The following is a 21,344-nucleotide window of genomic DNA, read 5'->3' on the forward strand; positions in this document are numbered from 1 at the left end:
ACATTTGTTTAATTTACTGCAGTTTTAATTTCGTCTAATTTTAGATTTAAATGCACTCGGTAAAATTGATTATCCTGGTTAATAGTTAGTTCGTGGGCATTTGGATAAAGTAAATCAAGTCGGCTTTGAATGTTTACCAATCCAATTCCTGAATTATCAGGATCTTTTACATAATTTTCAATTGTATTTTCTATCCAGAAATCAAGATTGTTTTCAAAAATAAAAATTTTGATTTTCACGTGCGCCGCACCTTTATAATCTGTTCCGTACTTAAAAGCATTTTCAACAAAAGAAATTAACAGCAAAGGCTCAATAAACTTGTTTCTGGTATCGCCATGTACATTGATCACAATATCTTCAATATTATTCAGGCGGAGTTTTTGCAGCTCTATATAATTTTGAATGTAGTTGATTTCTTTTTCTAAAGCCACCGTTTTATTATCGGTTTCATACAGCATATAGCGCATTAATTCAGACAATGTCACGATGGCATCAGGGACCAAATCAGATTTCTTATGTGCCAGAGAATAAATACTGTTTAATGAATTGAATAAAAAATGGGGATTGGTTTGCTTGCGCAGATATATCAATTCTGTATTCGTTCTGTGTGTTTCGGCGATTAATTTGTTTTGCTGATTATTGTAGAACTCTGTTAAGGTTCTAATAATGGCGCTTATTGTAATAATTAAAATATAGAAGAATGATGGGCCGATTTTAAAGAAAAGCGGCTGTTTCATTTCGACTCTAAAATGTTTTCCTTCGTGAAAGAAATTAGGATCTCTGGGAATCATTCTGGCAGGAACCATATTATCCGGTCTTAAATGCCTAAACTCAGGAATAAAATAATTAATTCTTATAACCATAAAAATGGCAATAATGGTAAAAACAAATAGAAAGTACTGCCAGTATTTTTTTTGCAAAAGTAAAGCAGGCACCAAATAAAAATAGTTCAAATAAAACAGTAAAATACCGCTTATCCATTGCGCATAAAAGTCATTATTGATCCTGAAAGGACTTTCGTAAAACTGAATTAAAGAAGTCAGGATAAAGAAAAGCCAAATCATAAAATGGAATAAGATTTTATTTGAATTCGTATTTTTGATGGTATCTAGTTTCATTTATAATTTTATTTTTAATAAAATTAATTCATTTTTGGTTACCGTTGGCGATAAGTTCTGTTTGAGTTTTGAAACCACTAAATCTGCTGTTTTTAAAGCATCTTCTTCAGTAGAAAAACTTTTTTTGTCACTTATAACCGGAATAATCGACTGTTTAATAATAGTTTTTTCTTTATAAGAAATCGAATATCCCCAGCCAGAATTTGTCTTGAATGTTTCGGTTTTTAATACTTCCCTTTTTGCACAGGAAACCATTGATAAAACAAGAAACAAAAGCAATAAATTCTTCCGGATTTTACTCCGGAAGAATGGTTTAGTATTAATTATCATCGTCGTTTTGTTCGTCTAAAGGTTTAAATTCCCAAGCATCATCAAAATAAGTCGAACCTATTCTTCCTAACATATAAAAACCGCGATTGTTAATGGCAAAACCAACAGCATCTGTTCTTGTTGCACCTTCCATTGCTGTTCTTTCTGTCCAAAGATCTGTTGATGGATTATATTCCCAAACGGTTTTAATATTTTCGCCGCCTACGACATATCCTAATCCGCTCATTGAAAAACTCGAAGCATTTGATCTTGTAATTGCGTAATCATCATTCCAGGAATAATCATCATCCGTATCTTTATCTATATCTCTTTTTCTTGTCCAGACATCTGTTGCAGGATCAAATTCCCAAAAATCTTCCTGATAAACACCATTGTTCACTCCGGTTACTAAATATGCTTTGTCTGAAATAACAAAAACAGTAGCATTACGTCTTTTGTTTCCGCTAAATCCATTTACAAGTGTCCATGTATTAGCCTGATCATCATATTGATAGAAATCTTTTAAATAATTTCCGTCATAACCCGTTCCAAAATACGCTTTTCCGCCTGTCTGAAATCCCACAGCGCCATAACGGCCAGTTCCTCCAAAATCAGTTTTTTGATTCCAGCTGTTACTTGACGGATCGTATTGATAAAAATCTTTCAGTTTATTAGTTCCATCATAACCAAGACCTACATAACCTTTTTCGTTTAATGCAAAACTCGATGCAGAACTTCTTCCAACACCTGTAAAATCAGCTTTTTGTTCCCAATAATCTCCATTTGAGTTATATGCCCATAAATCTTTTAAATAAACATCTCCAGTATAACCGGTTGCCACATAAGCATAATCTCCAATTACAAAACTTGTTGCACTAGATCTTGCCGGACCATCAAATGCCGATTTTTTAATCCAGTTTCCTATCAAATCATCATCGTCATCATCATTACTGCAGCTTATAAAAAAGAGGCTCGAAAGTAGTGTTGCGAATAATATTCCTTTTTTTAAATTATTCATAGTCTATTAAATTTATTTATTGTTTGTATTTGATCCCAATTCCTAAAACATAACCATTGCTTGTATTAAAATCATAAACGGTATGATCCTTACTGTTGGTCAGTTTGTATTTTTTGTCAAAATCATATCCGGCTTTAAAATTTAAAAACCAGTTTTTTTCGACATTTCTTTCATATTCAAATGATGTTGTCATTTGCAAAAGAACGGCTTTAGCTGCTGTATTGTTTAAATGATTTTGAGCATCTAAATTGTAAAAGCTTCCATTGAAACTATTATTTAAGCTGAATGTATTTCGAATATTATTTGAATATGAAATTTTTGAATCCGGAAAACCAATCAGCAAATTGGCATTTTCGCTTATATTATAATTTAATGATGCAATTGGCAGAAACTTAGGATTTCCAAAAATGCTGGTTCTCGCTGCTCCAATGCTCAAAGTTGTTTTTGAATTTAGGTCTTGCTTAATTTCCAAACTTCCTAAAAGTGAGACATCAGAAAAATCTAAATCATGCTGAAAATTTGCCGTTGGTGTAAGCGAAAAACTCAGTTTTGTTGAATTTGATATTTTCTGAGAAATTTCAAACTTATCCTGAATCTGTCTCAGTTCATCTATGCTTCCAAGAGTTTCCAATTCATTATTCAATCCCAGATTTGTGTATTGTAAAGTGTTCTTTATACTGCTTTTGGCATTTATTGTTTTATTAAAGAATACTCCAATACTGGTTTCGTTAAAATCAACTTTATCAGTTGGTTCTGTTTTTATATTCACATTAACCGAAAACTTTTCCTGAGCTTTCATACTTAATAAAGACATTAAAAAAACCGAACAAATTATAAACCTTATTTTCATTACTTATTTATTGGTTCAAAAGTAGGTTGGCGGAGTCTTTAAAAAAAAGAAGATATATGTATGACGCTTTTTGATAGACTAAATTGGCTTTTTTAAGGCTGAATCTCATATTTAGGTCTTTTAACCTGTTATAGATGTTTTCTTGCCTTTTATAGGTCAAAAACACTAGGCTGTATATGTTATAGTGAAGTGCAGAAGTGTACAATTTATATTTGCTCAAAAAATAGATTATGCGCAAGTTTATATTATTGTTGTTAATTGTCTTTACTATATTTTCATGCGGTACTGATACAGATGCCGGTCAATTTGTGGTAGGTTCTGATTATTTAGCTGTAAGCAATAAAGTGGTAATGATAGATACCATGACGGTTGAGATGTCGACAATAAATTTTGATTCGCTCGCGACGTCAAGTCAGCAACGTATTTTAATTGGAAATTATGACGATCCGGTTTTTGGGAAGATAAAATCAAACAGTTACTTTCAACTGTCTTCAAACTCTTATGCTTTGAATAATACAGGTTCTGATACCGAAGCAGTCAATTATGTTTTTGATTCCATTTCAATGGTTTTAAAATATGATAATTATTATTATGGGGATACTACACAAGTGCAAAAATTTGATATTCATCGCATAACCCAAAAAGTAAAACCCAATACTGATGATTCGAGTTTTTATAATAATTCAACCCTGAGTTATAGTGAGGAAAGCATCGGAACAATTTCATATAAGCCAAGACCAACCGAAAAAGATTCCATTAATATTAGAATGAGCGATGTATTTGGAGAAGCTGTTTTTCAAAAAATAAAGAAAAGAGAAATTACAGATTTCGATAGTTTTGCAGAATACTTAAAAGGACTTGTGCTTGTGCCATCGGGTTCTAATTCTTCGAGTGTTATTGGGTTTAATGTTTCGACAAGTAAAGTCCGGTTGTATTATTCTAAATACCAGGCAGATCAGGACGAAACTTCCTATTTGATGGATTTTACGATTTCAGATGTTTCAAAACAGTTTAATTCGATTTCTTCAGATAAAACAGGAACATTAATTCAAAATCTTCCCATATCCAGCAGCAGACTTTCCAGTACCTTAACAAACAAGCAGGGTTTTATTCAATCAGGAACAGGAGTTGCCTGCCGGATTGACTTTCCAAACATAAAACAGTTTAAAAATATTTCGGCTAATGGAGCCATTGTAGATGCTCAATTATTTTTAAAACCGGTTAATAATTCCTATTCAGAAAAATATCCTCTGGCAGATTCTTTAAAAATATATGTAGGGGATAATCTAAACCGTATCAGCAGTTCTTTGGCTAACTCTGCAGGTTCGGCCGTATATGGGGTTTTGAATAAGAAAAGTGATGAGTTTAATGAAAATATAGGATACACTATACCTCTGGGAAATTTTTTACAGAAAGAAATGCTAAAGGCATCAGATTCGAGATCATCTTTGATTTTAACCTTACCAGGCATTTCAAAAACAGTAAACAGAATTGTTTTGGGAGATCAAAAACATCCGGACAATAAAATTCAACTCAAAATTTATTACATCTCCTATTAAATGAAAAATAAAATCATTTTTTTAAGCTGCTTCATTTTGGTGTCGCTTACTTCATTTTCTCAAAGTATTTCCAGTTCTCCTTATTCATTGTATGGCGTAGGAAGTTTGTATGATTCAGATTTCGGACCAATTCCTTCAATGGGATCATCTGGAATTGCTTTGCCATCTGATAGTTTTATTAATAATTTGAACCCAGCATCATTAGGATTTATGCCTTTGAATCACTTTATGCTTGATGTAGGAGGAAAGGCTATTGCAACAACTTACCAAAGCGGTTCTTTGACTGAGAAGCGCAATAATTTTCAGTTTTCTCATATTGCTTTTGCTTTCCCGGTTACTAAAAATTCAGGATTTAGTGTAGCATTAAGACCTTATTCGAGTTCAACATTTAAGATATCCAATTTAATATTGCCTATTGCTGATAGTCAGGAAACTTATAGTTTGACTGCTGCAGGATCTGGAGGTTTAAATAATTTTGATTTCTCTTATGGATACCGATTTGGAAAAAAATTAACGGTAGGTGCTTCGGCTGCATTGTTATTTGGAAACACTGTTGATGACAGAACCTTTACGGTTTTAAATTCAACTACAACCGTTCATAAAAGAAATGATTATAATGGCTTGCGCGCAGTATTAGGTTCTCAGTATGTAATCGATTCTACATTTACTATTGGAACAACATTTAAATTGCCAGCCCGAATTAAAAGTTCAAAAGTACAATCAGTTGAAACAACAAATGATGGAGTAGTCACGGTAATTGAATCTGATGTGGCATCGGATATTGATGATTATTATATGCCTCTGGAAATAGGAGTTGGTATTAGTAAGCGCTTTAAGAATGTTTTGAATTTAAGCTTGGATTATGAAAAAAGTTTATGGAAAGATACCAAACAATCTGAATTATATGGTGATTTTGTAAACCAGGACAGATTTGCTCTGGGGTTTTCATATTACAATCCTAAAAAGTTCCGAAAATATTGGGACAGGGTAAAGTATTTTGCCGGTGCTAATTTTGACACGGGTTATCTTGAAATAGATGGAAAAAGGGTTAACAATGCTTCGGTTTCTATTGGACTGAATCTGCCTATTGAAAACACTTTTTCAGCCTTCAATATTTCTTATTCGTATGGACAAAAAGGGCGCATAGCAAACAATCTCATCAAAGAAAATTATCATAAAATATCAATCAATTTATCTTTAGACGGAATTTGGTTTGTTAAGCGAAAATTTGAATAATGATTTAAAAATCTTTTTCGGTTACTGGATATTTGTTTTCTAAAATAGATTCTAAAACCGCTGGATTTGAGTTTACATAGAATACAGGATCATTCCTATCTGCGGAGTCTCTAAAGCCAACTTTCTCGCGTAAAATATTTTGAGTTTGTCTGGCTACGGCTTCTCCAGAATCAATGATTTGAATGTGTTCCGGAAGGATTTTTTTTATCTGTGGAATTAAATAAGGATAATGACTGCATCCTAAAACTAAGTAGTCAATATTAGCATCAATCATGGGCTGTAAGTATGACTCGAGTAATTGTGTCATTTCCGGCGAATATAAATTCCCATCTTCAATTAACTGGACTAATCCATAACCTACTTGCTCAATGATTGTGGTGTGCTGAAACATCTCGGCAGTTTTATTAAAAAGTTCGCTATTTAGAGTTCCTTTTGTAGCTAGAATTCCAATAACCTGTGTTTTTGAATTGTTTGCAGCGGGTTTTATGGCGGGCTCAATCCCGATAAACGGAATATCATAATCATTACGGAGTTCTCTAATAGCATTTGTTGTGGCAGTATTGCAGGCTACAACAATTAGTTTGCAATTATTTTCTAATAAAAACTCAACATTTTTTTTGCTTAGTGCAACAATTTCTTCTTTAGTTTTTTGACCGTAAGGAGCGTTTTTACTGTCTGCTAAGTAAATTGTTTTTTCGTTTGGAAGTAAGTCGTGAATGGCACTCCAGATTGAAGTTCCTCCAATTCCAGAGTCAAAAACACCTATAGGATTATTGTTCGTCATAAGACAAAGTTACATATTTCTAACTTTCTCTGCAATTTGGTTTTTTAAATAAAAAGATATTTTATTGTAAATAAAAAACTACATTTATTATTGACTAAAAGTCTATGTATATAAAAAAATATCCGTTCAGAAATTATATAAAGATGAACTTAAAAAATTAATAAAGGCGACGCTCAACAATGCCCAAATACTGTTTGTATAGCTGGACTTGACGCTGATGAAAATGTTATTTGGAAATTGTTTTGGTGCAGGATATAAATGTCCCGGCATATAAACTCCTTTGTTGGTTAAAAATTGTAATAGAGTAGAGGAGTCTTAAGGCTCCTCTTTTTTATATTAAAAACCCTTTCTATGAGAATGCTGACTTGATCAGTGATCATTTGAAAAGGATAAAAGTAACAAAATAAAAACGGCTCAAACTTAAAAAGTTTGAGCCGTTTTTTTAGATAATAAGAATTTGTTCTTAGAATCCTAAATCTTTTTTTACATCAGCAGTAATGTTTGGACCATCAGCTAATAAAAGAGTAGAACCATCTAATACATATTGGAAACCTTTAGCTTTTCCAATTTTTTGGATAGAAGTTCTTACTTTTTCCATTAATGGTTTTACGATGTCAGTTTCTTTTTGTTGTAGTTCTTTTTGTGCATTGTCTCTATAATCAACAATTCTTTTTTGCATATCTTGAACTTCTTTAGAACGATCTCCGTTTACAGCTTCAGTTACAGTTGCAGCTTCAGCTTCGTACTTTTTGATTTTAGTTTGGTATTCGTCAACCATTTTTTTGTATTCAGCATCATATGTACCACTTAATTTTTGCAGTTGATTTTGAGCATCAAGCATAGCAGGCATTTTCGACATAATCTCGCTAACATCAACATGGGCAACCTTCGCCTGTGCGTTCATTGTGTTACTTGCTCCTAAAATAAGTATTGCAGCAATTAGTAAAGTTTTGATTTGTTTCATCATTTTTAAAATATTAATTAATTATTGGTCGTATTTGTTTTTTGTGTTTCGGCCTCTTTTGCTTTTTTAGCCGCTTCTCGTTCTTCGAGTATTTTTTTCCTTCTTTCTTCTAATTCTTTTTTACGCTGATCATAAAGCTTCTGTCTTTCTTCTGCTTTACTTGCTGCCGACTCTGCGGGAGAAGTAGTTGTTTCAGTTGTTGCTGCAGGTTTTGCAGTTGCGTCTGTCTTAACAGCTTCAGTCGTTTTTACAGCTTCAGTTGTTTTTGCAGTTTCAGAAACCGTGCCATTTTTTTTAGCTTCTCTTTCTGCCTGCATGGCTTTACGTCTGTCGTCGTATTCTTTTTTCTTAGCTTCTTGTTCCAGTCTTCTGTCTTCAATAAGCTTTTCTCTTGCTGCTTTTCTTTCGTCTAATGCTTTTTGACGATCAGCCATTGCTGGGTTTTCATCAATTTCATTTTCACGATTTTCTTTAATTTCCTGTTCTTTCAATTGTTTTTTAGACAATTGTTCTCTTTTATCAGTGCGGTTCAAAATACGAATAACCTGATCACTGATATCAAATCTTTTATTACTAAAAAGCATTGTTAAGTCTGATGATTTATCAAAGATAAAATCATAATTCTTTGCTTCGGCAATATCCTGAACGGCTGTAAAAACCTGATCCTGAATTGGTTTTGCTAAAGCTGCTTTTTGCCTCATTAGATTCCCGTCGGCTCCAAATTGCTTTTGTTGATAATCAAGCATTTCAGTTTCCTGAAATTTAATCTCTGTTTCTCTTTCTTCGATTAATTCTTTCGTCAATAAAGCTTTTTCAGTTTTAAGACCTTCTTTAAGCGTATTTATATTTAATTTTTTGGCTTCAATTTCTTGTTTCCACTTTTGAGCCTTAAGCTCTAATTGTGATTTTGCTTCTTTATAATCAGAAACATTTTCCAGAATATACTCCATATCAATGTAACCAATTCTAGTTGTCTTGCCTTGTGCCTGACTTGTATTAGCTACAATCAAGGCTAAAAATATAAATAAAAATTGTTTTCTCATAACATTACTTTATTTGACGATTTTTAACCAAACGTATTATTTCTAAAATTGTTGTCCAATGATAAAATGAGTTTCCCAGCCATTAGCTTTATTTGTAACAGATCCTGGAAGCGCATCGAAACCATAACCAAAATCAATACCTAATAATCCAAATGCTGGCATAAATACACGTAAACCAGCACCAGCAGAACGGTTCAAGTCAAACGGATTATAATTCTTAAATCCATCATATGAAGATCCCGCTTCTAAGAACGTTAAAGCATAAATAGAGGCAGATGATTTTAATGTAATTGGATAACGTAATTCCATTGAGAATTTGTTATAAATAGTTGCTCCTGTCTGCTGTCCATATCTGGCACTTGTTTTATCTTCAATAATTGGCGTCAATGAACTGTTTGGGTAACCTCTTAACTGAATTGTCTCTCTACCATCCATAGAGTAGTTTGCCATACCATCTCCACCTAAGTAGAAACGTTCAAACGGTACAACTCCTCTTGATTGGTCATAAGCTCCTAAGAAACCAAATTCAGTTAATGTTCTAAGAACTAATTTACCGTAAACTTTAGTATACCAGTCTGCTTTAAATTTAACTTTATAGTATTCTAACCAATTGTATTTCTTTTGATCGACTTTTCCAACATCAGTATCAGCACTTTGATAATCAGAACCTACACTTACACTTCCTGATTGCCCGTTAACTACTTGCGTTTTAGTGTAATCACCAGGATTAATTGCCTGACCATCTACACCTGTTGTAGTAGTTGATCCTGAATATTGTGTTTTGTATTCTTTTTGATTTTGTAAATCTCCATAATTGATATTATTGAATAATGAATATGGAGGTGTTACTTTAGCCGAAATACTGAATTCAGAACCATACGTTGGGAATATTGGGTTAACCCCTTTATTACTTCTTGAAAGTCCAATTGTATAGGCTAAGTTTCTTGATGCTCCATTACCAAAGGTAAATAAACCTGTGTAATAATTATTCAAATCATAGTGCTGGTAACTTACGGATTGTGATAATACAAAGTAGTCATCAGGCACAGTAAGACGTTTAGCTAAACCAACTTGTAGTGTAAGAATATTAAAACTTTGGCTTTTATCAACCGTTCTTGTAATATAATTGTTGTTAAATTGCTTACTGTATGAGATTGAAGAACTAAATTGTACTGGTTTCTTTCCTCCAAACCAAGGCTCAGAGAATGATATACTGTAAGTTTGGAAATAAGTACTTCCTTGTAAACGAAGTGCTACTTTTTGTCCGTCTCCCATTGGAAGAGGTTTGTAGGCATCTTTATCAAATAATTTTCTAGCAGAGAAGTTATTGAAAGATAGTCCTAAAGTTCCAATGAAACCACCACCGCCATAACCTCCTTGAAGCTCAACCTGGCTAGATCCTTTTTCTACTAATTGATATTCGATATCAACTGTTCCTGCAGCGGGATCAACGTTTCTAAATTCTGGTTTAATAGATTCCGGATCAAAGAATCCTAATTGACCAATTTCACGAATTGTTCTTACTAATTCTTCTTTACTGTATTTATTTCCAGGTTTAGTTCTTAATTCACGGTAAATTACGTGGTCATTTGTTTTGTCATTTCCAGTAACATAAATTTTGTTGAAATAAGCAATTGGACCTTCTGTAATTCTAATTTCAAAATCAATTGTATCGTTTGCTGTTTTTACCTCTACAGCATTGATTTTAGAGAATAAATAACCATTGTTTTGATATAAGTTTGTAATGTCTTCTCCGTCTGGTTTTGAGTTGTCAGCAATTCTTTTTTCTAACAAAACACCATTATAAACTTCTCCTTTTTTGATACCTAAATAGCGGTTTAACTGCTGATCAGAATAAACAGTATTACCTAAAAATTTAATGTTTCCAAAGTAATATTTATTACCTTCTTCTACATCAATTTTAATGGCAAGCATATTCTTCTTTTGATTGTAAGTAACAGAATCATAGATAATACGTGCATCACGGTATCCTTTTTCTTTATAAGAAGCAATAACTTTTTCTAAGTCAGTTTTGTATTTTTCAGGAATGAATTTTGAAGCTTTAAAAACACGAAAAAGATTCTTTTGTTTTGTGTCTTTCATGGCAGCTCTCAGTTTAGTATCAGTAAGCTGTTTGTTACCGGTAAAATCAATACTGCTGATTTTTACTTTATCGCCTTTGTCGATTCTGACAAGCATGTTTACATGATTCCCTGCAGTAGTATCAGGAGTAGTGGTAATAGCAACTTTTGTGTTGTAAAAACCATCTTTCTTGTATTTGTTTTCGATGTAATTTTTGGTCGTAGTAATTAAGTTTTCATTGACTATTTTGTTCTTTGTCAGGTTGTTGTCCTTAATTAAGCCTTCAATTTTACTTTTCTTGACACCAGTTATTTTAACTTCGTTTAATTTAGGAAGCTCAACAATATTTAAGTCTAAAAAAATACTGTCGTTTTCTACCTTATTAATATAAAAAGCGATCTCGTCGAAAAGACCAAGCTTACCTAATTTTTTGATTGCGCCAGAAATTTCTTCACCCGGAACTGTTATTTCCTGTCCTTTTTGAAGACCGGAAAAAGTAACTACAGTCTGTTCATTAAAGCTTATTTTACCAACAACAGAGACTTTAGCCAGAATATATTTTTTTCCTTGATCAAAAGGAACTCTATCTTGAGCTTTTATTTGTGAAAAACTACCCAGCATTAAAAGGGTACAGATTATTTGTGGTATTCTTTTTTGTAACACTAAAAAATTATTTAATTTGTTCACTGGTTTTTCCAAATCTACGTTCTCTTTTTTGATAACTAATAATAGCCTCATATAAATCTTGATCTTTAAAGTCTGGCCACAAGACATTAGTAAAATATAATTCTGCATAGGCAATCTGCCACAACAGAAAATTACTTATTCTATGTTCTCCACTTGTTCGTATTAATAAATCTACGTCAGGTAAATTTTGCGTGTAAAGATGCTCATTTATAATTGAATCGTCAATAGTGTCTATTGAAATTATATTATTTTTAACTTTATCACTAATTACCTTAATGGCATTTACCAATTCCTCTCTGGAGCCGTAGCTTAAGGCAAGAGTTAAGGTAAGGCGGGTATTGTTTTTTGTTTTTTCAATAACGTCTTTAAGTTCTTTTTGAGCGCTTTTTGGCAATTTATCAAGATTTCCAATTGCATTAAGCCTGATATTATTTTCCTGAAGAGTTACCAGCTCTTTTTTTAAAGAATTGATTAATATTCTCATCAATGCTTCAACTTCCAATTTAGGGCGATTCCAGTTTTCTGTAGAAAAAGCATATAAGGTTAAGTACTCAATGCCCAGTTTAGCACAAGTTGTAATTGTTTTTTTTACAGATTTTGTGCCGTTTTCATGGCCAAATGCTCTTAAAAAGCCTTGTTGTTTGGCCCAGCGTCCGTTTCCGTCCATGATAATGGCCAGATGTTTTGGTAAGTTTGATTGATCTATAGAGTCTAGTAAATTCATTTTATTATTCTGCGCAGTAGCAAGGTTTTTGTCCAAAGGTATAAGTTAAAGTAATACCTGAAAAAACATACCAGTCATTATTATTTATATTTCCAAATTTTAGAATATTTGTATTGTTGGTTTTTGGATTACTTCCATCGATATTATCTGTAAAAGAATATCGTGCTCCAACTTCGGCACCTAATACGAAATGCGGTGTTATGTTTGATTTTATACCCAATGTAATAGGTATGGCAAATGAGTTTGAGTTAACACTTTGTATGTCATTGGGGTTTGTGGTGTAGCGATACAAACCATCATAAAGAAAAAAGCTTAAACCTGAATATATATAAGGAGTAACTTTTGTGTGATAATCGTGTAGATTAAAATCAAAAAAATTGAATTCTAATCCAGCTGAAAATTCTTTTACATTGTTTTTAAAGCGATAACCTCTTTTGTTTCTCCCTCCTTCGTCAGAATCAAAATCGTTTCCGGAAACTTGAGATTGTGTATACGAAAAACGATAAGAGTGTCTGGGGCTTTTATTCCATTTATACAAAACACCAAAGGCTATTTTATCAGGGTTCACGTAAGTTGTACTTCCTACGTCACCAACAAAGTTGCTCCCGCCAATAAAAACACCAAGCTCGTTGATTTGAGCGTTAAGTGTTATAAAAGGGAAAAAACATAACAATAAATTAAAAATTTTCTTCATTTAATTCAGAATTGCGTGCAAATATAATAATTATCGATACGAATCAACGTTCCTTTAGTTAAATGTGCTTTTTTTTCAATTTACATTATGATTTTGAGACATTTAATGATGATTCACTACATGCAGAACGAGAAAGTAGGGTATTATCGTATAGTTAAGAATGAGAAAAGAGCTTAATTTCTCTTGTCTTCTCCCCAAAGCAATTTGTTTCTTAGTGTTTTTAAGAAAGTTTCGCCCGGAATTTCAACCATTTTTATTTTATAATCTGTTTTTTTGATTTTCAGAATAGATTCATTTTTTACTGAAGAAATTCTTGAATCCAGTGAAACTAAATATTGGTCTTCTCGACCTGTTACACGAAGCGTAATTTCGGTATCATCTGGAATAACAAGTGGTCTGGCGGTTAAATTATGTGGAGCAATTGGCGTAATTACTAAACTTTTTACATCTGGCGTTAAAATAGGTCCGCCGCAACTTAATGAATATCCTGTAGAACCTGTAGGTGTGGAAATAATTAAACCGTCTGCCCAATAAGAGTTAAGATATTCATTATTTAAATAGGTCTCTACAGTTATCATCGAAGTAGTGTCTTTTCTGCTTACTGTAACTTCGTTCATGGCAAAATTAAGCTCTTCGAACGCCTCGTTGTGAGGTTCGCAGCTTAATCCTAATAAAGTTCTTTCAGAAGTGGTGTAGTTTTGATCGATAACAAATTGTAGTAAACTGTCGATGTTTTCCTTTTGAACTTTTGCAAGAAATCCTAATCTTCCTGCATTTATACCCAGCAAAGGAATTCCCGAATTGCGAACAAAAGCAGCGGCTCTTAAAATAGTTCCGTCACCTCCAATGCTTATCAGCATTTCAAAACTATTATCTAAAGTAGTGCTTGGAGAAAATGTTTTGTATTCTTTTTTTACAAGCTGCTTTTCATAAAGCATTTCCAGAAAATTTTCTTCAATTACCATCTCTACATTATTGGAATTGAAAAACAAGAAAATGTCTTTTATAATAGGTTCAGTGCTGTTTTGATAATATTGTCCGTAAATGGCTATTTTCATCTGGTGTTTAATCGATTTTTTGTTTAACTGTTTAATCGTTAATTTTTTTCGTCAAAACGATTAAAGAATTAACCGATTCAACAAACACTACTATATATTAAGGTATTTGTCTAAATAATCAGAGCGTTCTTTCAGGCTGTTAATATAATTATCTTCCTGATGTTCTGAAATAATTTCATAACCATATCTTCTATACGTTTGGATGATTTCATTAATAGCTCCCAAACCTATTTTTATTGTAATCTGAACATTATCTAAATCAGCTTCAGAAATAAAACAGCCCAAGATTTTGCCATTATTGCTTTCTACAATCTGCGTTACTTCGCTCATAGAATAATCCAGCAGTCCTTTTTGAACGATAATAATACCGCCTTGTTCCTTTAAGAATGGTGTTTCCTGAAAAAATTTCATGATATCATCCATTTCATAATACCCTATGTAGGCATTATTTTCATCAAGAATAGGAAGTACATTAGTATGATTTTTTGCGAAAACTTCCAGAACGTCAAGCCAAATCATAGATTTTCTGGCGAAAAAGCGTTCTAAAGTATATTTGTAATCAATAGCTTTTTTATCTGTGTCAAAAGTTTCAACATCATCAGAAGAAATACTTCCAATAAAAATCCCGTCTTCTAAAATTGGGAAATGAGAAAAATTTACATCGATAAAAAAGTCCTGAATCGAGGCTATCGTTTCCTGACTATCAATCGCTCTGAAATCGTTTGTGATATAGTTTGTAATTTCTGTCATAAATCAATCGAAGATATTTGATGCAAAATAATCAAAAAATACCAAAAACTGCTGCGTTTTACTTTGTATTTTTGTGGTAACAAATATAGTGTTACTTGAATTAATTATCTATTTATATGACAAAGTTAAGTGTAAATATCAATAAAATTGCAACGCTTCGAAATGCCCGAGGCGGAAATGTTCCTGATTTATTAAAAGTTGCGGTCGATATTCAGCGTTTTGGCGGGCAGGGAATTACTATTCATCCTCGTCCGGATGAACGTCATATCCGTTATCAGGATGCACGCGATTTAAAAGCAATTGTTACTACAGAATATAATATTGAAGGAAATCCGCAGCATAATTTTATTGATTTGGTTTTAGAATGTAAACCAGATCAGGTTACTTTGGTTCCGGATGCAATTGGTGCCATAACCTCTTCTGCAGGATGGGACACCATTAAAAATCAAGAGTATTTAACCGAGGTTATTCAGGAATTTCAAAGAAACGGAATCAGAACTTCTATTTTTGTAGATCCGGTTTTAGAGCTTATCGAAGGCGCAAAAAAAACAGGAACAGACAGAATCGAATTATATACAGAAGCTTTTGCGCATCAATACGATTTAGGAAATAAAAATGGAATTGACCCATATGTAAAAGCGGCCGAACTGGCAAACGAATTAGGTTTAGGAATCAATGCCGGGCATGATTTGAGTTTAGATAATATTCAGTTTTTTAAACAAAATATCCCTGGTTTACTAGAGGTTTCAATTGGACATGCATTAATTTCTGAGGCGCTTTATCTTGGTTTGGATAATGTGGTGAATATGTATTTGAATAAATTGAAATAAGATTACAATTAAACAATTATAACCTGATATAATTGGGTTATAATTGTTTACTTTCGTACTTTTAAAATTACGTGTCGAAATCTGCTTTACTCTTTTTTTTATTCTGTTTTTCTAACATTTTTGCCCAGTCAAATGTAAAGATTACAGGCAATGTGAAATCTTCTGAAAACCAAAATCTTTCTGGTGCGAATATCTCTTTCGAGATAAATCAGAAACAATGGCATACCGTTACAGATGTTTTGGGGAATTTTTCAGAAAATGTTCCTTCTGGAAATGTAGTCATAAGAATTAATCACTTAGATTTTACGCCAAAATCTATTTATTGCCATGTTCAAAAGGATACTTTGCTTTCTGTTTTTTTAGAAAAAGATGCTGCTCAGTTAGAAGAAGTTATTATTTCTAATGACAAAAAAAAAGGCATTAAAACTCTATCTGGCGGTAAACTTTCTTTTAATTTAAAAGAATTAAACTCTGTTCCAACACTTTTAGGAACTACAGATATTATAAAGCTTTTGCAGTTAACACCCGGTGTGCAGAATTCCGGAGATGCAAACGGTTACTTATATGTACGTGGTGGCGATCCCGGTCATAATGCAATCTTATACAACGAAACTCCAATTTATGGAATGTCGCATTTACTGGGGATTTTTCCTTTTTACAACACAGATCATATAAAAGATGTAGAATTTGATAAATCGAGTTCAAATCCAAAATACGGCGGACGATTAAGTTCTACGACGCTTTTGAATACCAATAAAAAACTGCCGTCAGAATTTTCGATTCAGGGAAATGCCGGGATTTTAGCTTCGCAGCTAACATTGGCAGTTCCTCTTAATGATAAAACAGGATTCTATATTTCCGGAAGAAAAACCTATATTGATGAAGTTGTAGGCCCAATATTAAAATCAGGTTCAGAAAATAATGATGTTCAGAATATGAAATATGGTTTTTCTGATGCAAATCTTACTTTTTTATCCCAAATCTCTACAAAGAATTTATTTTCATTAGATGCCTTTTTTAGCGGAGATGAATTGAAAATTAAAGACGGAAACCTGGCACTTCGAACAAGTTTAAAATGGAGTAATTTTACAGTATCACCATCTTTAACTACGACATTTTCTCCAAAAGTAAGCATGTCTAACTCTGTTTATTTTAGCCATTATACTAATGATTTAAGTATGGAACAGGCAACGATTCAATTTGGGGTTTCTTCTTATGTAAAAGATTTTGGTTTTACAAATACTGTTAAATTTTCAGTTCACAATATTCCATTTGAATCAGGATTTCAATATGTTTATCACAATTTGCAGCCTCAAAAGGTGAATGTAGAAAACCTGACAACGCTTGATAATTTTTCTCAAAGAATAATTAATGCCAATGAAGCAGCGGTTTTTACGAGTGCAAAACCTAAGCTGTTTGAAAATCTAACGGCAGATTTAGGACTTAGAATTAATTATTATGCTTCCGGATCAGATTCGTATGTACATTTTCAGCCTCGAGCTGTCTTAAATTATTATGCGAACGAAAAATATTCATTTTACGCCTCCTATAATAGACAATATCAATATTTGAGTTTGATAACCACTTCAAGCGTTGGTATTCCGACAGATTTTTGGATTGCAAGTTCTGACGGAATAAAACCGCAGTCATCTAATGAATTTGCTGTTGGTTCCAATCAAAATATTATCAGAAATTTTTCTTCTTCTTTTGGCGGATTTTATCGTTCCATGAAAAACCTTTTGGAATATCCATACGGAATAACGCAGTTTAATGAGATTACAACGCTCAAAAATGATTTGTATGTGGGCAGAGGAAAAGCATACGGATTTGAAATGATGCTGCAAAAAAGCAACGGAAAATTTACAGGCTGGCTGAGTTACACATTAAGCTGGTCCGATCGAAATTTTGATGAATTAAATAATGGAAAAACCTATTTTGCAAAATACGACCGACGCCATAATCTTTCGGTAGTTGGAATGTATGATTTAAATGCAAGATGGAGTTTTGGAATTACTCAAATATTCAGTTCAGGAAACCGCTTTACAATGCCCACTTCCTGGTATTTTATAAACAATAATCCAGTTAAAGAATATTCAGGATACAATAATGCGCAAATGCCAAATTATGTTAGAACAGATCTTTCGGCCAATTATTATTTTATAAAAACAACAAAGAAAGAAAGTGCTTTAAACTTTTCTATTTACAATACATTCAATGTATCAAATCCAATATATGTGGTTTTAGATGTAGAAGTAAATGAAGACAAAAGCAAAGTGGTGGTAAAGCAGGAAAAGAAAGTTTTATACCGAATTCTTCCTTCTGTCAGCTGGAGATTTAAATTTTAAGAAATATGAAAAAGTATCTATTGTTTCTTTTGGGTTTAACAGCCATTAGCTGTTCTAATGATGATTTTAGCGGGCAAAAAAGTCCGGAATCAAGAATAGTTGTTGAAGGCTGGATTGAAGAAGGTGATTATGCTAATGTTTTATTGTCGAGCAGTATTCCGGTTACGGATGTTATTGATTCTACAAATGTTTTAAATCATGTAATTCGATCGGCAAAAATTACAGTTTCTGACGGTCAGAATTCAGAAATTCTAAGGGTAAAAAATGATAAAAACAGAATTCCTCCCTTTGTATATTTTGGTTCAGCTTTAAAAGGAGAAGCAGGAAAAGAATATTCTATTAAAATTGAATACTTAAATCGTGTTGTGGAGGCTGTAACCTCAATTCCAAAATCGGTACAACTTAAAAGTGCCGAATATATAAAGAAGAATGCAGCAGATACAACAGGTTATGTTTTTGTGAAATTTGATGATCCGACAGCCGAAAAAAACTATTATCAAGTCGCTACAAAAATTGAGGGAGAAGAGCCTATTTTTGTGCCTTCGTTTTATGGGAATTTAGATGATAAAAATTTCGAAAGTTCTTCGGTTTCAGTACAAATAAACAGAGGAGTATTATTGTTTCCAAAAACAAAGTTCACGCCTTATTTTGCAGATGGAGATTTGATTCATGTAAAACTGCGAACTCAAACCAAGGAGGCATTGGATTTTTGGAACAGCTGGCAAAATGAGATTGTTAATGCTAAAAACCCAATTTATCCATCGAACACAAGTTTAAAATCAAATATAAAAGGAGGAATTGGTATTTGGGCTGGATATGGACAAAGTACTATAATTGTAAAAACACCTCCAAAAAAATAAAGCCGATTTGAATATTTCAAATCGGCTTTAAAAGTATTTTAAAATGTATTATTTTTTCTCAAAAGCTTTGATAAAGTCTTCAAATTTACTTTCAAACGTCTCAAATCCTTTAGAGAAGTAAACGCTCATTTGAGCTTCGGTTTTGTCGTTGAATTTTAAGTAAAATACTTCATCAAGGTATGGCTGGCTAAAAGGTTCACCTTGTCCATTATTTCCCCAATAACCTCCTTCAGTAGACCATTGGTCTTTTATCCAAACAGGCAGAGAGAAAGTGTATTCTCCGTCTTTTTCTGAATGCTTAACAATGGTAGCGATTGTTGTTCCATCTTTTTTAGAAACTAAACTTAATTTCATGTTTTTGTTGAAATTAGCCGCTCTCCCATCAGAGATTTTTTGCTCATACGCATTCAAAGCTGTATAATATGCTTTGTAATTATTGTTTGGATTGTTGTATTCAAGATCAGCTGGGCGAGGTGTTTTCATTAACGCTTCTTTGTCAGCAGCTTCTGTAGCTAAATCCATATCAGCAATAATAACAAAGTTATCTAATAATGTAAATAAACCATTTGCTTTTCCTCTGTATTGAATAAGTTTATCGTCATCAAGCAATTTATCAACTTCGGCATTGCTTCCGGCTGTAAATGAAATCAGATTTTTTGTATTATAAGTAAGCGAGGCTTTTGAAGTATTTGGTGCTGCTTTTGTTGCACTGATTTCCCAGATGTAACCATCATTTAATACCATTTTGAAATTAAATTCATTAGGAACTTCTTTTCCGTTAGCATATTTTGCAGTTTGTGCAAATGTAGCGGCTTGTGCATTATCAATTGTTAGAACTGCATCGGCTGAAGTTGGTAAAAAGAAATAATCATCTACACGACCAGTTAATACCCAGGTTTTAGTGATATTATCGTACGACCAAGTTCCATAATTATCTGTAAGTTTCACTTTAATGTCAGAAGAAACACTTTTTGCAGAAAAAACGGCATTGTTTGCTGTTTGAGAGGCTTTAGCTGGAAAAACAAATTTTAATTCTGTATTAGATGTAGTTTTAATCCATGCTTTACTTGTGTTATCCCAAGTATAAATACCGTAAACACCAGAAACCTGTAAAATATCTTCAATGCTATTTTCATTTTTTCCATCCAAAATATCAATTTCGCTGACTTGCAGTAAATTACTTAAGTTTTCTAATGCTTCGATTGCTCCAGAGCTTTTAGTTTTGTCTAATTGTACAAGCATTTCGTTAGCTTCAGCTTCTAATTTTGTTTTTTGCTGATCAGGAGTAAGGCTTGAATATGGCTGTTTTAAAAGTGCTGCAATTTGTTCTTCAAGAGTCAGTTCTTTTTCTGGGGTAACTTCTGGTTCAGTTTCTGGTGTAATTTCGTCACTAGAACATGAAATCATAAGCTGCGAAGCAACCAATGATACTAAAAGTAATTTTTTAATCATGATTTGAGTTTAAATTAATGAAATTGTTGGCTTTTTTTTCGGGGCGAAGATAACTTTTTAAATTCTTTAAACTTTACGGGAAACCGTAAAAATGTAAACTATTATGTATTAATGTTTTTTCTGAAAATATTTTTGCGAATATATTCTACAACAGTTTAATAGATAAGTTTTTTACATTTGTAGAAGAATTTTAAAAGTGAAAAAATAAATGTTATACTCAAAAATAGAAGGCGAAGGGAAACCTTTTGTCATCATGCACGGATTTCTTGGCATGTCTGATAACTGGAAAACTTTAGCAGGACAATATGTAGAAGCCGGATTTCAGGTTCATATTTTAGATTTGCGAAATCACGGGCGCAGTTTCCATTCAGACGAATGGAGTTATGAAGCAATGGCGCAGGATGTTTTTGAATATTGCCAGGCACATCAATTAACCAGGATTGATATTCTTGGGCACTCGATGGGAGGGAAAGTTGCGATGCTTTTTGCAGCACTGCATCCTGAAATTGTAGACAAACTAATTGTGGCAGATATTGGCCCGAGATTCTATAAACAGCATCATCAGGATATTTTAGAAGGGTTAAATGCGATCGATTTTTCTGTAAAACCAAGCCGAAATGATGTTGAAGCAACTTTAACACAATTTGTTCCTGATTTTGGAACACGCCAGTTTTTACTGAAAAACCTGTATTGGCAAGAACCGGGACAATTAGCTTTCCGATTTAATTTGCCAGTTTTTAATAATAATCTGGACGCTATTGGAAAACCTCTGCCAGAAAATTTAAAATTTGATAAAGCTGTCTTATTTATAAGAGGAGGAAATTCCGGTTATATTCAGGATTCAGATATTGGTGCAATTCGCCAGCAATTTCCAAATTTAAAATTAGAAACCATTCCAAATGCTGGACATTGGCTTCATGCCGAAAACCCAAAAATGTTTTTTGAATTGACAACCGAGTTTTTGAAAGAGTAATACGCATT

Annotated in this window: 19 protein-coding genes; 6 read left to right on the forward strand and 13 right to left on the reverse strand. The window is 32.8% G+C overall.

Features of this window, described 5'->3' with window-relative positions; all coding sequences use genetic code 11:
- Nucleotides 1-8: 8 nt before the first annotated feature.
- From L1276_RS11005 to L1276_RS11020, 4 genes are read right to left on the reverse strand one after another with little or no spacing between them, the layout of a single operon-like run.
- Nucleotides 9-1,118 carry a sensor histidine kinase gene (locus L1276_RS11005; RefSeq protein ID WP_253787685.1) on the reverse strand — a complete coding sequence of 370 codons (1,110 nt, stop codon included), beginning with the start codon at nt 1,116-1,118 and terminating at the stop codon, nt 9-11.
- Nucleotides 1,119-1,448, reverse strand: coding sequence for a DUF4907 domain-containing protein (locus tag L1276_RS11010; RefSeq protein ID WP_253787687.1), 330 nt, complete (start codon nt 1,446-1,448; stop codon nt 1,119-1,121).
- Nucleotides 1,438-2,445: a kelch repeat-containing protein gene (locus L1276_RS11015; RefSeq protein ID WP_253787689.1), complete on the reverse strand. Its 1,008-nt coding sequence runs from the start codon at nt 2,443-2,445 to the stop codon at nt 1,438-1,440. The genes L1276_RS11010 and L1276_RS11015 overlap by 11 nt, the downstream gene beginning before the upstream one ends.
- 16 nt (nt 2,446-2,461) lie before the next feature.
- Nucleotides 2,462-3,244, reverse strand: a complete 783-nt coding sequence (locus L1276_RS11020) for a DUF6268 family outer membrane beta-barrel protein (RefSeq protein WP_253787692.1) — start codon at nt 3,242-3,244, stop codon at nt 2,462-2,464.
- A 281-nt stretch (nt 3,245-3,525) separates the two neighbouring features.
- Between L1276_RS11020 and L1276_RS11025 the strand changes: the two genes are divergently transcribed.
- On the forward strand, nt 3,526-4,854 hold the full coding sequence (locus tag L1276_RS11025; protein WP_253787694.1) for a DUF4270 family protein: 1,329 nt from the start codon (nt 3,526-3,528) through the stop codon (nt 4,852-4,854).
- The gene (locus tag L1276_RS11030) at nt 4,855-6,090 is read left to right on the forward strand and encodes an aromatic hydrocarbon degradation protein (RefSeq protein ID WP_253787696.1); all 1,236 of its coding nucleotides are present in this window, start codon (nt 4,855-4,857) and stop codon (nt 6,088-6,090) included.
- Nucleotides 6,091-6,094: 4 nt separating this feature from the next.
- Here L1276_RS11030 and murI read toward each other — a convergent pair whose 3' ends face one another.
- From murI to L1276_RS11070, 8 genes are all read right to left on the reverse strand, one after another.
- A complete protein-coding gene (gene murI / locus L1276_RS11035; RefSeq protein WP_253787698.1) occupies nt 6,095-6,874 on the reverse strand; it encodes a glutamate racemase in 780 nt (259 codons plus the stop codon).
- A gap of 463 nt (nt 6,875-7,337) precedes the next feature.
- On the reverse strand, nt 7,338-7,841 hold the full coding sequence (locus tag L1276_RS11040; RefSeq protein ID WP_253787700.1) for an OmpH family outer membrane protein: 504 nt from the start codon (nt 7,839-7,841) through the stop codon (nt 7,338-7,340).
- Nucleotides 7,842-7,855: 14 nt separating this feature from the next.
- On the reverse strand, nt 7,856-8,881 hold the full coding sequence (locus tag L1276_RS11045) for an OmpH family outer membrane protein (RefSeq protein WP_253787702.1): 1,026 nt from the start codon (nt 8,879-8,881) through the stop codon (nt 7,856-7,858).
- A gap of 42 nt (nt 8,882-8,923) precedes the next feature.
- Nucleotides 8,924-11,701 carry an outer membrane protein assembly factor gene (locus tag L1276_RS11050; RefSeq protein WP_253787704.1) on the reverse strand — a complete coding sequence of 926 codons (2,778 nt, stop codon included), beginning with the start codon at nt 11,699-11,701 and terminating at the stop codon, nt 8,924-8,926.
- Nucleotides 11,634-12,374, reverse strand: a complete 741-nt coding sequence (locus L1276_RS11055) for an isoprenyl transferase (protein WP_253787866.1) — start codon at nt 12,372-12,374, stop codon at nt 11,634-11,636. The genes L1276_RS11050 and L1276_RS11055 overlap by 68 nt, the downstream gene beginning before the upstream one ends.
- Before the next feature lie 4 nt (nt 12,375-12,378).
- On the reverse strand, nt 12,379-13,068 hold the full coding sequence (locus L1276_RS11060) for a DUF6089 family protein (RefSeq protein WP_253787706.1): 690 nt from the start codon (nt 13,066-13,068) through the stop codon (nt 12,379-12,381).
- A 173-nt stretch (nt 13,069-13,241) separates the two neighbouring features.
- A complete protein-coding gene (locus tag L1276_RS11065) occupies nt 13,242-14,126 on the reverse strand; it encodes an NAD kinase (RefSeq protein ID WP_253787708.1) in 885 nt (294 codons plus the stop codon).
- A 90-nt stretch (nt 14,127-14,216) separates the two neighbouring features.
- Nucleotides 14,217-14,876 carry a CBS domain-containing protein gene (locus L1276_RS11070; RefSeq protein WP_253787710.1) on the reverse strand — a complete coding sequence of 220 codons (660 nt, stop codon included), beginning with the start codon at nt 14,874-14,876 and terminating at the stop codon, nt 14,217-14,219.
- 116 nt (nt 14,877-14,992) lie between these two features.
- Between L1276_RS11070 and L1276_RS11075 the strand changes: the two genes are divergently transcribed.
- The 3 genes from L1276_RS11075 to L1276_RS11085 all read left to right on the forward strand — a co-directional run bounded on the left by L1276_RS11075 (nt 14,993) and on the right by L1276_RS11085 (nt 18,911).
- Nucleotides 14,993-15,706, forward strand: a complete 714-nt coding sequence (locus L1276_RS11075) for a pyridoxine 5'-phosphate synthase (protein ID WP_253787712.1) — start codon at nt 14,993-14,995, stop codon at nt 15,704-15,706.
- A gap of 152 nt (nt 15,707-15,858) precedes the next feature.
- Nucleotides 15,859-18,051, forward strand: coding sequence for a TonB-dependent receptor domain-containing protein (locus L1276_RS11080; protein ID WP_253787714.1), 2,193 nt, complete (start codon nt 15,859-15,861; stop codon nt 18,049-18,051).
- A gap of 5 nt (nt 18,052-18,056) precedes the next feature.
- Nucleotides 18,057-18,911, forward strand: coding sequence for a DUF4249 domain-containing protein (locus L1276_RS11085; protein ID WP_253787716.1), 855 nt, complete (start codon nt 18,057-18,059; stop codon nt 18,909-18,911).
- Between the two features lie 48 nt (nt 18,912-18,959).
- On the opposite strand, the gene L1276_RS11090 is transcribed toward L1276_RS11085, so the two are convergent.
- Entirely contained in the window at nt 18,960-20,363 is a 1,404-nt protein-coding gene (locus L1276_RS11090; protein ID WP_253787718.1) for a hypothetical protein, read from the reverse strand.
- A gap of 208 nt (nt 20,364-20,571) precedes the next feature.
- Between L1276_RS11090 and L1276_RS11095 the strand changes: the two genes are divergently transcribed.
- Entirely contained in the window at nt 20,572-21,336 is a 765-nt protein-coding gene (locus L1276_RS11095) for an alpha/beta fold hydrolase (RefSeq protein WP_253787720.1), read from the forward strand.
- Nucleotides 21,337-21,344: the final 8 nt, after the last annotated feature.

The organism is Flavobacterium sp. HSC-32F16, assembly GCF_024171645.1.
Classification (GTDB): Bacteria; Bacteroidota; Bacteroidia; order Flavobacteriales; family Flavobacteriaceae; genus Flavobacterium.

Excerpts from the sequence above, each read along its gene's own strand:
- L1276_RS11015 (WP_253787689.1), bottom strand. The coding sequence starts at position 2,445 with ATGAATAATTTAAAAAAAGGAATATTATTCGCAACACTACTTTCGAGC.
- L1276_RS11070 (WP_253787710.1), bottom strand. The coding sequence starts at position 14,876 with ATGACAGAAATTACAAACTATATCACAAACGATTTCAGAGCGATTGAT.
- murI (WP_253787698.1), bottom strand. The coding sequence starts at position 6,874 with ATGACGAACAATAATCCTATAGGTGTTTTTGACTCTGGAATTGGAGGA.
- L1276_RS11085 (WP_253787716.1), top strand. The coding sequence starts at position 18,057 with ATGAAAAAGTATCTATTGTTTCTTTTGGGTTTAACAGCCATTAGCTGT.
- L1276_RS11075 (WP_253787712.1), top strand. The coding sequence starts at position 14,993 with ATGACAAAGTTAAGTGTAAATATCAATAAAATTGCAACGCTTCGAAAT.
- L1276_RS11050 (WP_253787704.1), bottom strand. The coding sequence starts at position 11,701 with ATGAGGCTATTATTAGTTATCAAAAAAGAGAACGTAGATTTGGAAAAA.
- L1276_RS11060 (WP_253787706.1), bottom strand. The coding sequence starts at position 13,068 with ATGAAGAAAATTTTTAATTTATTGTTATGTTTTTTCCCTTTTATAACA.
- L1276_RS11005 (WP_253787685.1), bottom strand. The coding sequence starts at position 1,118 with ATGAAACTAGATACCATCAAAAATACGAATTCAAATAAAATCTTATTC.
- L1276_RS11065 (WP_253787708.1), bottom strand. The coding sequence starts at position 14,126 with ATGAAAATAGCCATTTACGGACAATATTATCAAAACAGCACTGAACCT.
- L1276_RS11045 (WP_253787702.1), bottom strand. The coding sequence starts at position 8,881 with ATGAGAAAACAATTTTTATTTATATTTTTAGCCTTGATTGTAGCTAAT.
- L1276_RS11010 (WP_253787687.1), bottom strand. The coding sequence starts at position 1,448 with ATGATAATTAATACTAAACCATTCTTCCGGAGTAAAATCCGGAAGAAT.
- L1276_RS11020 (WP_253787692.1), bottom strand. The coding sequence starts at position 3,244 with ATGAAAGCTCAGGAAAAGTTTTCGGTTAATGTGAATATAAAAACAGAA.
- L1276_RS11095 (WP_253787720.1), top strand. The coding sequence starts at position 20,572 with ATGTTATACTCAAAAATAGAAGGCGAAGGGAAACCTTTTGTCATCATG.
- L1276_RS11090 (WP_253787718.1), bottom strand. The coding sequence starts at position 20,363 with ATGATTAAAAAATTACTTTTAGTATCATTGGTTGCTTCGCAGCTTATG.
- L1276_RS11040 (WP_253787700.1), bottom strand. The coding sequence starts at position 7,841 with ATGATGAAACAAATCAAAACTTTACTAATTGCTGCAATACTTATTTTA.
- L1276_RS11025 (WP_253787694.1), top strand. The coding sequence starts at position 3,526 with ATGCGCAAGTTTATATTATTGTTGTTAATTGTCTTTACTATATTTTCA.
- L1276_RS11030 (WP_253787696.1), top strand. The coding sequence starts at position 4,855 with ATGAAAAATAAAATCATTTTTTTAAGCTGCTTCATTTTGGTGTCGCTT.
- L1276_RS11055 (WP_253787866.1), bottom strand. The coding sequence starts at position 12,374 with ATGAATTTACTAGACTCTATAGATCAATCAAACTTACCAAAACATCTG.